Genomic DNA, 12805 nt, shown 5'->3' with positions numbered 1-12805 from the left:
ATCCCTGAACCATGACGAACGTGGAAACGACGGACGCGACCGGCCTCGGCGAGATCGAGGTCGGCGCGGCCCGGATCAACGTCGACGACAAGCGCATGATCAACGCGCGGGCCGACGTCAACCAGCTGCTGCCGATGAAGTACCGGTGGGCGTGGGACAAGTACCTCGCGGCGTGCAACAACCACTGGATGCCGACCGAGGTCGCGATGCAGGCCGACATCGCGCTGTGGAAGTCGCCGGACGGCCTCACCGAGGACGAGCGGCAGATGCTCAAGCGCAACCTCGGCTTCTTCGCGACGGCGGAGTCGTTGGTGGCCAACAACATCGTGCTCGCGGTGTACCGGCAGATCACCAACCCGGAGTGCCGCCAGTACCTGCTGCGCCAGGCCTTCGAGGAGGCCGTGCACACGCACACCTTCCAGTACATCTGCGAAAGCCTCGGCCTGGTCGAGGGCGAGCTGTTCAACATGTACCGCGAGGTCCCGTCCATTTCGGACAAGGACGCGTGGGCGCTGAAGTACACGCAGAACCTGGAAAACCCGGACTTCGAAACCGGCACGCCGGAAGCCGACCAGGCGTTCCTGCGCGACCTCGTGGCGTTCTACGTGATCTTCGAGGGCATGTGGTTCTACACCGGTTTCGCGCAGATCCTGTCGCTGGGCCGCCGGAACAAGATGGTCGGCATCGCCGAGCAGTACCAGTACATCCTGCGCGACGAGTCGATCCACCTGAACTTCGGCATCGACTGCATCAACCAGATCAAGATCGAGAACCCGCACCTGTGGACCGAGGAGTTCCAGGCCGAGATCCGCGGGATGCTGCAGGACGCGTGCGAACTGGAGGTCAAGTACGCCCGCGACACCATGCCGCGCGGCATGCTCGGCCTGTCGGCTGACCTGTGCGAGCAGTACATGCACTTCATCACCGACCGCCGCGCCCAGCAGATCGGCCTGACCCCGATCTACGGCGAGAACGAAAACCCGTTCCCCTGGATGTCGGAGGCGATGGACTTGAAGAAGGAGAAGAACTTCTTCGAGACCCGCGTCATCGAGTACCAGTCCGGCGGAGCGCTCGACTGGGACTGATCCCGAACCGCTGAAACTCGGCCACGCTCTGGTTCGCCAGGGCGTGGCCGAGCCGCGTTCTGGCAAGCCGCGCTCAGAGCACCGTGACGATCCCGCACTTCGGGACGCCCGCCCGGATTGTGCCGCGCACCGGCCGCAACCGCTAAGCTCGGTCCCGCCACTGGTTCGCCTGTGCGGGGCCGAGCTTTTTCGCGCGGCCCCGCACCGGCGAGGCAACAGGGAACCCGGTGCGATTCCGGGACTGCCCCGCAGCGGTAAGTGGGAACGAAAGCTGTCACCGCGAACGCGGTAAAGCACTGGGCACCAGCCCGGGAAGCGACAGCCAGTAGGCACGAGCGCCACGCCCACGAGTCCGAATACCTGCCAATGGCACGCACGCCGACGGCGTGCGTGAGTCCGGGCCTCGCGGGAAAGGGCACCGACCGAAGCACAGCGTTTGCGCGTGCCCGGACTCTTCCGGCGAGCACGTGAGGATGCATGCTGTGAACACGATCGGCACCACAGTTCTCGGTTACCCGCGCATCGGCCCAGCCAGGGAGCTGAAGCGAGCCCTCGAGGCCTACTGGGCAGGCACCACCACCGAGGAAGAACTCCAGACCACCGCCCGACGACTGCGCGAACAAACCTGGACAACCCTGCGCGACCAAGGCCTGGACTCAATCCCCTCCAGCACCTTCTCCTTCTACGACCAGGTACTGGACACCACCGCCCTCTTCGGCGCGCTGCCGGAACGCTTCACCCGCCTAGGGCTCTCCCCCCTGGACACCTACTTCGCCGCCGCTCGCGGGGTCCCAGACGCCCCCGCGCTGGAAATGACGAAGTGGTTCGACACCAACTACCACTACCTCGTCCCGGAACTGGGCCCGAGCTCCCGGTTCGCCCTCACCGGCACCGCCCCGATCGACGAGGTACGCGAAGCCCGCGCCCTAGGCATCACCCCGCGCCCGGTGCTCGTCGGCCCGGTCACCTTCCTGGTGCTGGCCAAGGCAACCGAGCCCGGATTCAGCCCGCTGGAACTGCTGGACGAACTGCTGCCCGCATACGCCGAACTGCTGAGCGAACTGGCCGACGAAGGCGTCGAGTGGGTCCAGTTGGACGAACCAGCATTCGCCGCAGACAGGACGACCTCGGAGTTCAACGCCCTCACCCGCGCATACCACTGGCTGGCCAAGGAAAAGCATCGCCCCAAGCTGCTGGTAGCCGGGTACTTCGGCGGACTGGGCCGAGCGCTGGGCGTACTGGCCCGCTCCCCCATCGAAGCGTTGGCCGTCGATCTGGTAACCGATGCATCCTTTGTAGACAAAGCAGCAGCAGAAGGAGCGTTGCGAGACAAGGAAGTCCTCGCCGGAATCGTGGACGGCCGAAACATCTGGCGCACCGACCCCGACGTAGCACTGGCCCGCGCCGCACAACTAAAAGCCACCGCGGCACACGTAAGCGTATCGACGTCGTGCTCCCTCCTGCACGTCCCTTACGACGTGGGAGCAGAGACAGATTTCAACCCACGCGTGAAGAACTGGCTAGCCTTCGCACAACAGAAGGTGGATGAGGTCGTCCTGCTCGGCCGAGTGTTGAACGGCGAGAACGTCGACCTCAACCCGGCGCGGGCCGCCGTCGCCGACCGAGCCAGTGCTGAGGAGCTCAACGACGCCGACGTCCGGGCGCGCGTCGCAGCACTCCAACCGGAAGACACCGTCCGCATCCCGTACCTAGAACGCGCTGCAGCACAACAAGAATCCCTGAACCTCCCCCCGCTCCCCACCACCACCATCGGCTCTTTCCCGCAAACCAGCGAGGTCCGCCGAGCCCGGGCCGCCCACCGCACAGGCAAACTCGACGACAACGCCTACCGCACCGCGATGCGTACCGAAATCGACCGCGCAGTGCGTTTGCAGGAAGACCTAGGCCTGGACGTCCTCGTCCACGGCGAACCGGAACGCAACGACATGGTCCAGTACTTCGCCGAACAACTCACCGGATTCGCCACGACCGACTTCGGCTGGGTCCAGTCGTACGGATCCCGATGCGTCCGCCCGCCGATCCTGTTCGGCGACGTTTCCCGCCCGAACCCCATGACCGTCGAATGGACCCAGTACGCGCAAAGCCGCACCGACCGTCCGGTGAAAGGCATGCTGACCGGCCCAGTGACAATCCTGGCCTGGTCATTCGTCCGCGACGACCAACCACTGACCGACACCGCACGCCAAGTCGCGCTGGCAGTCCGGGACGAGGTCGCCGACCTGGAAGCCGCCGGAATCCGCGTCGTGCAAGTCGACGAACCAGCATTGCGCGAACTGCTCCCGCTACACGCGGCGGACCGCGAGGCGTACTTCGACTGGGCCGTGCCCGCGTTCCGCCTGGCCACCTCAGGCGCGGCGGCAACCACCCAGATCCACACCCACATGTGCTACTCGGAATTCGGCGACGTACTACCCGCGATCGACGCCCTCGACGCCGACGTCACCAGCATCGAAGCCGCTCGCTCAAAGATGGAAGTCCTCGCCGACCTGAACGACGCAGGCTTCGCCCGCGGCGTCGGCCCCGGCGTATACGACATCCACTCACCACGCGTGCCGGACCAGAACGAACTGACCAGCCTGGTGCGCACAGCACTCAGCGCAGTTCCGACGGAACGCCTGTGGATCAACCCGGACTGCGGCCTCAAGACCCGCGGCTACGCCGAGGTCGAGCCAGCACTGCGACACCTGGTCGACGCAGCCCGGGAACTGCGCGCCGAACCTCGCTGACCCCGCCGGTGCCGGGCGGCGAAAGACCAGCCGCCCGGCACCGCCCCGAGGATCACCCGAACGGCAGCCCCGCAAGGTATTGTCATGTTGTCAATAACAGGGGACCGTGGACGCGACCGATACCCTTGCCGGGAGGTGGTCGTCATGGCGGACGTGACCGGAAAAGCGGGAATCCCGACGACTGGCGGCGCGCTCGGCCGGGCCGCCCGAGTAGGTCCCGACGCGCTCGGCACCCTCGCGCACGCCGGGAGCGACGGCGTCACCCGGCTCTCGGAGAACCTGCGCGGCCGGATGCCGCCGCTGACCGCGATCCCGTTGCCGCGCAAGGTGGACGAACGCTGGCTCGGCGCGCGCTGGCCGGTCCGCGAACTCGCGGCTCCCCCGGCGGGCAGCGGCCTGAAGCCCATCCTCGGCGACGACGGACCGCCGTTGATCGGCCACACGCTCGACGGGATGAGGTTCGGTCTCGACTTCAGCCTGCGCCGCTTCGAGCAGTTCGGCCCGGTGTCGTGGATGGGCGTGTTCGGCCAGCGGATCGTCACGCTGTCCGGGGCCGACGCCACGCAGGCCGCGCTCGTGAACAAGGACAAGGCGTTTTCCCAAGAGGGCTGGAAGTTCTTCATCGAGCGGTTCTTCGAGCGCGGGCTCATGCTGCTCGATTTCGGCGAGCACCACCTGCACCGCCGGATCATGCAGGAGGCCTTCACCCGCGACCGGCTCCGCGGCTATGTCGCGCAGATGGGCCCGGCGTTGCGCGAAGGCGTCGCGGCGCTGCCGTCCGGCCGTCCCCAGTTGTATTGGGCGTTCAAACAGCTGACGCTGGACGTCGCGACGCAGGTTTTCATGGGCATGCGCTCCGCCGCCGACGCCGAGCGCATCAACCGCGCGTTCGTGGCCGCTGTGCGCGCCGGTACCGCTGTGGTGCGATATCCGGTGCCTGGCGGTCGCTGGGCCGCGGGTTTGCGCGGCAGGCGGGCGCTGGAGCGCTATTTCGGCGAGAATCTGGCGGCGAAGCGCGACGCGGACGGCGACGACCTGTTCTCCGCGCTCTGCCACGCGGCCTCCGAGGACGGCGACCGGTTCAGCGACGCCGACATCGTCAACCACATGATCTTCCTGATGATGGCCGCGCACGACACGACCACCATCACCGCCAGCGCGATGGCCTACTACCTCGCGAAACACCCGGAATGGCAGGAGCGCGCCCGCGAGGAGTCGCTGCGCCTCGGCGACGACCTGCCGGACCTCGACGCGCTGGAAAGCCTCGAAACGCTGGATCTGGTCATGAAGGAGGCGCTGCGGCTGCGCGCGCCGGTGCCGTCGCTGGCCCGGAAGACCACAAAGGACACTGCCGTCCTCGGCCACTACCTGCCGGAAGGCACGATGGTCGCGGTTTCGCCGACGCTGAACCACTACTCCCCCGAGCACTGGACCGATCCGCCGCGCTTCGACCCCGAGCGGTTCGGCCCGGACCGTCGCGAGGACAAAGCGCACCGGTTCGCGTGGATGCCGTTCGGCGGCGGCGCGCACAAGTGCATCGGGCTGCAGTTCGGCGGCCTTGAGGTCAAGGCGCTCATGCACGAGCTGCTGCGGGCGCACCGCTGGTCGGTGCCCGAGGACTACGTCGCCAAGTGGGACTACGTCTCGCTTCCGGTGCCCGCCGACGGGCTCCCGGCCCGCCTGGCCTATCGTTGACGGCCGCCGAGCGGGACAGAAAGGTCGACAGCTGGAGACAAAACCGCAGTACAGGCCACCTTCGTGTACTCAAGGTGACTTGATGTCACCAGTTGTGTAGTTGCCCATCACTCGTTCAGCCGGTAGACACCCTGTTAGGTCCGTGATGCCGTGGCATCACTTATGGCCAACTCGTACCCAGTGTGGGTCCTCGGACCCTCCGCACCGGGCCTGAGCTGGTCTTTGTCCGCGTATGAAGAGGTGGAGTGTGCCGGAGCCTGGTGCCACGCCAGGGTTGGTCGACGTCGCGCGCAAGTACGCGGCGGCGCTGACTGACACCAACGGAGTAACGCTCCCGCCCGCCGAGGTGGAGCGGATCCTGCTCGACTTCGCCGGCGAGGTCGCCGAGCGGCCCGAGGACACCGGCGCCACGCGCCGGTTCACCGCGCTTTTCTCCTCCGCGCCGATCGGCATCGCGCTCACCGGCCCGGACGGCACCGTCGTCGAGGCGAACGCCGCGCTGGCCCGGCTGCTCGGCACGTCCACGATCGAGTTGCGGGACAAGCACATCGCCGATCTCGGAGCCGGCCCACAGGATTCCGTGCGGCTGCGCTCCGCGCTCGAGGGCCTGCCGCTCACCGCCGACGGCCGCCGGGCCGTCCAGAGCGTGCAGCTCGGCCACAGCCTCGACGGCGAACTCACCACGAACGTCACGATCGCGACGCTGCCCGGCGACCGTCCCGGGACGTACTTCCCGGTGTTCATGGCGGCCGATGACGACGACCTGCACCTGCTCGGCGAACGGCTGCGCCACCAGAACCTGCACGACCCGCTCACCGGGCTGCCCAACAGCGCCGCGTTCACCGCGCAATTGGAGGCCGCGCTCGGCTCGGGCAGCTCCGCCGAGATCGCCCTGCTGTACCTGGACATCGACGGCTTCAAGGTGATCAACGACGGCCTCGGCGCCGGCATGGGCGACCTGGTGCTGAAGGCGATCTCGGGGAAGCTGAACGCGGTGTTCGCCGGCCAGCACGAGGGCTACGTCGCCCGGCTCTCCGGCGACGGGTTCGCGGTGCTGCTGCGCGGCCCGGAGCTGACCGGGCAGAAGACGGTCGTGCTGGCCGACCGGGTGCTGGAGGAACTCAGCGAGCCGGTGTACGTCGACGGGCACGGCATCGGCGTGAGCGCGAGCATCGGGATCGTCGTGCGCCCGGCGAACGAAGGCAGCCACGAGGGCCTGCTGCGCGCGGCCGAACTGGCGCTGCACCGCGCGAAAGAAGCGGGCAAGGCGCAGTGGATGCTGTTCGATCCGCAGCTCGACGAGCGCGACCGCAACCGTTACCAGCTCGGCGCCGTGATCGCCGGAGCGCTGGAGAACGGCGAGTTCTCGCTGATCTACCAGCCGCCGGTCAAGCTCGCGAAGCCGGACGAGATCGCCGCGGTGAACGCCGGTCTGCTCTGGAGCCACCCCGAACGCGGCGAACTCGGCCCCGAGGAGTTCTACCCGCTCGCGCAGACCACCGGCATGACCGTGCCGCTCGGCAAATGGCTGCTGCAGGAATCGCTGGGCGCGACCGCGCGCTGGCGCGAGCAGTACGGCCCCGCCGCGCCGGACGTCTGCATCCGGCTGCCGAAGCGCCTGGCCATCGACCCGGATCTGGTGCTGCTGGTCAAGAACCAGCTCGACCGGCACCACCTGCCCGCGCGGGTCCTGCGGCTGTGCACGGACCGCGCGTCGATGTTCGACGAAGACGGCGAGGTGCTGGACTCGTTCACCGTGCTCGCCGACCTGGGCGCGCAGCTGGTGCTCACCATCTCCGGATCGTCCGACCTGGAACTCATCCCGCAGCACCGGCTCCCGGTCAAACACGTGATCCTCAGCGGCCCGGTCATCGACGCACTGGCCGGTCCTGACCCGGCGGAGACCGACGTGCGGCACCTGTCGCACCTGGTCACGCGGGCCAAGGAGCTGGGCCTGCGCATCGGCGCGGAGGGCGTGCGCGATGACGACCACGCGGACCGCTTGCGGGAACAGGGCGTCCTGGCCGCGAGGGGTTCGTTCGTGGCAGAGTCCGCGACCGGCGACGAGGTCGACGAAATGATCGCCCGGCACGCCAGCTGACCCATCCGCCGCCTGCCCGGCGCCGAACTCCCGGGTACGACGACCTTTCTGGAAGGACCTCTCCGCGATGCAGCCTGGCGACCTCGCCCCCGACTTCACCCTCCCCGACGACCAGGGCGTCGAACGCACCCTGTCGGCACTGCTCGCCGACGGCCCGGTAGTGCTGTTCTTCTACCCGGCCGCGATGACGTCCGGCTGCACCGCCGAAAGCTGCCACTTCCGGGACCTGGCCGCGGAATTCGCGGAGGCGGGCGCGCAACGGGTCGGGATCAGCCCGGACGCGGTCGGCAAGCAGCGCGAGTTCTCCGCGAAGCACGATTTCGACTACCCGCTGCTGTCCGATGTGGACGGTGTGGTGGCGAAGCAGTTCGGCGTCTGGCGCAAGATCCTGCCCCTGCACACGAAACGGCAGACGTTCGTGATCGCGGAAGACCGGCGGGTGCTGGACGTGATCAAGAGCGAACTGAACTTCACGGCGCATGCTGATCGGGCGTTGAAGGTGCTGCGGGAACGCGCGGAGGCGTGAGCGGCGTGCTGAACCCCGTCACTAGAAAAATAATTCCGGACGGAAGCAGATAAACGAAGAACCAGAAGAACCCGAGCACGGAGAAAGCGACGAGCGCCGTGCCCGCGACGAGGCAGGCGACGCGGAACTGCCGAAGCCCGATCGCGAAAACCGGCACCGCGGCAACGAGGGTGAAGAACCAGTAGAACCCCGCTGTGCCGACTGCGACATTCGCCGAGGTGGCCATCACGACGCTCGCCAGGACTGCCAGAACGGCTCCGGCGACCGCCCACCCTCGGCGGGAAGCGGAGACAAGGCCGCGTTCTGCCGCGGGCCGGGAAGGAAACCGCCGGGTCAGCAATCGGGCCGCGGCCACCAGGATCAGCGCCAGCAAGCTCACCCCGGCCATGATCGCGACGCCGGTGACCGCGGGGCCGGACACCGCTGCCTCCTCGGCCAGCAACGGCCCGCCTTCGCAGGAAATCGTCGCCCTTACCTCACGTCCGCTGAAAACGGACGTGAGGTAAGCGAACGCATGGCCGTCGTAGACGACCTGCTGAGGCGGATTGCGAAACCCGCCAGAGGACTCCCCGGTGCGTTCCAGTTCCGGCGACAACTGATTCCCCGCCGAGAACCGGCATACCCTGCCAATCTTTTGACCTTTATTGTCTTGAAATAGTCGATAAGTAACCCCGGGATTCATCTCCAGCGTGAGCACGGAACCCGGGCTGGCCGCCGGCTCCGCCGCACGCTCGGCGATCCCGGTTCCATGCGCGCGAGCGAACGGTCCGCACAAAACCGTCAACGCGATCAAGCTGAACGGCAGCAAGTACCACCACGCCGAAACACGCCGACGGATTTTATCCACGATTTCAGTCTAACCGCAGATTGCGTTGCGCGCGATCGGCCGTTCCGGTCACGCGCCACGCAATCCCGCTAGACAAATCCTTTACTGCGGTTGCCCATTATTCCAGAAGAGGTTGCGGTGGGACATCGCAGGTGCCGTGCCGACGCCTTGAAGCGGCCCCATGCTGTCGGAGCCAAGCCCTCGCGGTGCCTCGTGCTGCCAGTACTGGATGATTTCGAAGTCTGGGTAATCGTCACCGCCGATGTAGGTTCTCGTGCCCACCTGGCTGTCGATCTTCGCCTCGACTCGTCCGCGAACGTGGAACAACGGAAGCAGTCCGTTGAGCCCCACGTAGTTGGCCGCGAGATAGCCGTCCGAGGTCTGCCGGACGATCTGCAGATCGTTGTCGCCGCCCGGGACGATCGGATGCGCGGGGTAGATCTTGTCGGGATTGTAGTGGGCTCCCCCGCCGACGTTGGAGATCCACCCGCCCTTCTTCGAACTGCGACTGACGGTGAAGCTCACCCTTCCCGTGTCGGTGTCCCAGGCGACGACCATTCGCGACGACGCGCCGGGATCAAACGAGAACCCGCGATTGTCCCCGTCGAGCAGGCCGAACGCGGCGTCGTCGGTGTGGATGAAGAACCGCATGACGATGATTCCCCTGCCGGGTGCGGTGGGTCCGTCACCCCACTCGACGTGCTGATCACCTTCGGGCAACTGAACGCCACCGAAAAAGTTCCGTTTGGCCTGATCATAGCCGGAGTCGTTGGGGCGCGGCTGGTTCGGCGGCGGCGAGGGCTGCCGCGCGGCGTCGTCGGCTTTCCGCTTGGCCTCGTCCTCCTTTGCTTTCAGAGCGGCTGCAATGTCAGCCGCGTCTTTCGCGAGTCGGGCGGCCTCAGCCGCGGACTTGCCTGCTTCGATGGCGTCGGCGCGAGCGCGGTCGGCAGCCGCCTTCGCCGATTGAGCCGAATTTCGTGCCTGCGTTGCGGAATCTGTTGCCCGCGCCGCCGATTGGCTTGCCGACTGGGCACTGCGGTGCGCCGCCGCCTCGGCGTCGCGCGCTCGCTGTGCGGATTGCGCGGCGGCGGCAGCGGACTGTGCTGCTTGGTCGGCCGATGCCTTCGCCTGATTCGCACTGTCCCGTGCCGCGTCGGCCGAGCTGCGCGCCTGCTGAGCGTAGGCCGCCGCCTCGTCGGCAGCGTGGCGAGCGGTTGCCGCGTAACTCGCGGCCAGGTAGGCGTTCTGGTGGGCAGTCGCGGCCGATCGCGCCGCAGCGGCGAGATATCCGCCGATCTCCGCGACGTGCACCGCAGTATCGGCATCGCGTTGCTGCGCTCTGGGCAACCCGGAAGCGAGGAAAGTCTCCACGTAGCTGTCAGGGCCGGACAACGCGGCTTGCGCGGCGGCCTGGACCTCCGGGCCTCCGGTGGCGAGCGCACGGCCGACCAAGACCGTGTTGTCGTCATGCCTCGCTTTGAACTGCCCCGCGGCGAGGAAAGCCCGCACGTCGTCGATGGTTCCGCTGAGCGCCCGCTGAGCGGCGGCTTTCACCCCAGGTCCGCCGGCGTCCATGACGCGCGCCGCCTCGATGCGGTCGTCGTCATCCTTGCCGGGATAGTTCCTGGTCCTCAGGAACTCCTTTACTTGGTCGTAAGTACCCGCCAGGGCCGCCTCCGCAGCGGTGCGCTGCGCCGGTTTGCCGGTCGAATCGGCGATCGCCGCGACACTCGCTCGGTCATCGCGTTCAGTCGCCGCCGCGAGGCCGGCGAACACGAACGCGGAGACATCCGTTTCGCCGCCTGTCAAAGCGTGCGCGGCCGATCCCTTCACCCATGGTCCCCCGGTCTTCAGCAGCCGGGCGGCCACCTTCCGGCCGTCGGCGACGACGACGGCGGAGCCGGTCGCGGGATCGCGCGCCTCGGCGAGCAACCGCTGGGTTTCGGCGTCCAGCCGGGCGGCCTGCCCGGCTTCCCAGGCCGCAGCCGCTGCCTTGTCGGCCTCGGTCTGCTTGGCTTCCTGCGCCTCGCTCATCTCCTTGTTCTGTTGTGCGGTAAGGCGTTCCGCGTCCGCCCGGCGTGCGATGTCGTTGACTTTGCGAGCTGCGTTGGACGCTGTGTCCGCGTCAACCGCTGCCTGCTGCGCGGCGTCCGCAGCTGCCTGCGCCTTGTCCGCTTGGCCAGCAGCTTCACCGGCGTGCACGTAGGCGTCATAGGCGGCGTCGCCGGCCGCGTTCGCGTGCTGCGCCGCCGCGTTCGCGGCGTCGCGTGCTTCGGCTGCCGCGGCGGCCGCCTCGCCGGCGATCGCTTCTGCCGTATTCGCCGCACGAGTCGCTTCCGCGGCGGCACGTTGCGCGGCCTGTCCCGCACGCCGCGCCTGCTCGGCATCGGCCCCTGCCTGCTGCGCGTAACCAGCAGCTGCCGCAGACGCGTTAGCAGCGCCCGCCGCATTGCCGGCCGCCGACTTCGCCGCCGTCGCGGCTGCTCCGGCCGCCCTGGCGGCGTTCGCCGCAGCATCAGCGGCTTGTGCGGCCTGCTGTGCTTCTTGCGCGACCCTGTGTGCGGCTTCGGCTGCGTCGCGGGCCTGGTTCGCCGCGTTCTTGTCGCCCGCGGCCGCTTGCGCCGCCCGGCGAGCTTCGGCGGCTGTCTGTCCTGCCATTGCCGCCGCGTGTGCCGCTTGAGCCGCGGCGTTCGCCGCGACCCGGGCGGCTTCGTTCGCCGCCCGCGACGCGTCCACCGCGACTTGAGAGGCAGCAGCCGCACGCCACGCGGCGTCAGCGGCCCGTCCGGCCGCATTGCCGGCACGGACAGCCGAGTCGTGCGCAGCGGCCGCTTCGTCGGACGCGCGCTGCGCTGCTTCCCTGGCTAGCCGAGCGGCCTCGACCGCCTTGTCCGAAGCTTCTTTCGCGATCTGGGTCTGCTCGGCGGCACGTACGCCTGCCTGGCGGGCGAGGTCGGCCAGTTGCGCGACCGAGATAGTCTCCTGGTCTTTCGCGGCCGCCACCTGATAGCCGCGGAGAAGAAATTCGCGGACGTCGTCGGCGTTGCCGTTGAGCGCTTCCTGCGCGGCGCGTTTGACCTCCGGCCCGCCGACGTTCATGATCTGGCCGACCCGTACCAGGTTGTCGTCGTTCTGCGCCTTTGTCCGCCCGTCGCCGAGGAAACCCATCACGTCTTCCGTGGAACCGCTCAGCGCCCGCTGCGCGGCGGCCCGCACTCCGGGCCCGCCGACGTCCCCAATCCGCGCGACGTCGATGCGCATATCGTCTTCCCACGGCTTCTGCCAGCCTGAAGCCAGGAAAGCGCGCACGTCGTCGATCGAGCCGTTCAGCGCCGCCTGCGCGGCTTTCTGGGTTCCGGCACCGCCCTGAGCCAGCAGTTGTCCCACCCTGACCTGGAGATCCGCAGTCTCGGCCGGTCCGAACCCGGTGGCAAGGAAGGCCCGGACGTCATCGTCCGAACCGGTGAGCGCCACCTCCGCGGCTCTCGCGACGCCCGGACCGCCCGCCTGCATGATGTCCAGGACTTTCGCCCGGTCGGCCAGCGCGTCCTGCGGCGAGACACCGGCCCCGTACGCGGCCGGCGGAGCGGCGATCCCCAGGAACATTATTGCCGCGCCCGCAAGTAAACCACTCGTCCGAAATCTGTTTCTTCGTCGCCGAAATCTGTGCACGTTTCATCGACCTCTCATTATCGGCAGCACAAAATGACGGAAGGGTGCCACGTGGCCGATACCGCTGAGGGGCGCGCGACAGACGTCGATCCTTCAGAGACCCCCTGCCCCCTCATGGAATGCACCGCATCCCAACCCTCCGCCCTCAACGTA

Annotated in this window: 7 protein-coding genes and 1 riboswitch; of the genes, 5 read left to right on the top strand and 2 right to left on the bottom strand. The window is 67.9% G+C overall.

Annotated elements, in window-relative coordinates; genetic code table 11:
* Positions 1 to 11 precede the first annotated feature (11 nt).
* The 5 genes from ABZX37_RS11550 to ABZX37_RS11530 all read left to right on the top strand — a co-directional run bounded on the left by ABZX37_RS11550 (position 12) and on the right by ABZX37_RS11530 (position 8154).
* Positions 12 to 1085 (top strand): ribonucleotide-diphosphate reductase subunit beta, encoded by a 1074-nt coding sequence (locus ABZX37_RS11550; RefSeq protein ID WP_344267107.1) that lies wholly within the window; start codon positions 12 to 14, stop codon positions 1083 to 1085.
* A 214-nt stretch (positions 1086 to 1299) separates the two neighbouring features.
* Positions 1300 to 1447: riboswitch (cobalamin riboswitch) on the top strand.
* A gap of 120 nt (positions 1448 to 1567) precedes the next feature.
* Entirely contained in the window at positions 1568 to 3832 is a 2265-nt protein-coding gene (gene metE, locus ABZX37_RS11545) for a 5-methyltetrahydropteroyltriglutamate--homocysteine S-methyltransferase (protein WP_354738453.1), read from the top strand.
* Between the two features lie 144 nt (positions 3833 to 3976).
* Complete coding sequence (locus tag ABZX37_RS11540; RefSeq protein ID WP_354738451.1) at positions 3977 to 5527, top strand: cytochrome P450; 1551 nt, start codon at positions 3977 to 3979, stop codon at positions 5525 to 5527.
* A gap of 247 nt (positions 5528 to 5774) precedes the next feature.
* The gene (locus ABZX37_RS11535) at positions 5775 to 7628 is read left to right on the top strand and encodes a diguanylate cyclase (protein ID WP_354738449.1); all 1854 of its coding nucleotides are present in this window, start codon (positions 5775 to 5777) and stop codon (positions 7626 to 7628) included.
* A gap of 67 nt (positions 7629 to 7695) precedes the next feature.
* Positions 7696 to 8154 (top strand): peroxiredoxin, encoded by a 459-nt coding sequence (locus tag ABZX37_RS11530; protein WP_354738447.1) that lies wholly within the window; start codon positions 7696 to 7698, stop codon positions 8152 to 8154.
* Here the strand turns inward: ABZX37_RS11530 and ABZX37_RS11525 are convergent.
* The gene (locus ABZX37_RS11525; protein WP_354738445.1) at positions 8099 to 8851 is read right to left on the bottom strand and encodes a hypothetical protein; all 753 of its coding nucleotides are present in this window, start codon (positions 8849 to 8851) and stop codon (positions 8099 to 8101) included. The genes ABZX37_RS11530 and ABZX37_RS11525 overlap by 56 nt on opposite strands.
* Positions 8852 to 9082: 231 nt before the next feature.
* Positions 9083 to 12586 (bottom strand): ALF repeat-containing protein, encoded by a 3504-nt coding sequence (locus ABZX37_RS11520; protein ID WP_354738443.1) that lies wholly within the window; start codon positions 12584 to 12586, stop codon positions 9083 to 9085.
* Between the last annotated feature and the right edge of the window lie 219 nt (positions 12587 to 12805).

The sequence above is a fragment of the Amycolatopsis sp. NPDC004079 genome, assembly GCF_040610415.1.
Taxonomy (GTDB): Bacteria; Actinomycetota; Actinomycetes; order Mycobacteriales; family Pseudonocardiaceae; genus Amycolatopsis; species Amycolatopsis halotolerans.
This window is presented reverse-complemented; position numbering and strand designations above follow the sequence as displayed.

Excerpts from the sequence above, each read along its gene's own strand:
- ABZX37_RS11550 (WP_344267107.1), top strand. The coding sequence starts at position 12 with ATGACGAACGTGGAAACGACGGACGCGACCGGCCTCGGCGAGATCGAG.
- ABZX37_RS11540 (WP_354738451.1), top strand. The coding sequence starts at position 3,977 with ATGGCGGACGTGACCGGAAAAGCGGGAATCCCGACGACTGGCGGCGCG.
- ABZX37_RS11530 (WP_354738447.1), top strand. The coding sequence starts at position 7,696 with ATGCAGCCTGGCGACCTCGCCCCCGACTTCACCCTCCCCGACGACCAG.
- ABZX37_RS11520 (WP_354738443.1), bottom strand. The coding sequence starts at position 12,586 with ATGTTCCTGGGGATCGCCGCTCCGCCGGCCGCGTACGGGGCCGGTGTC.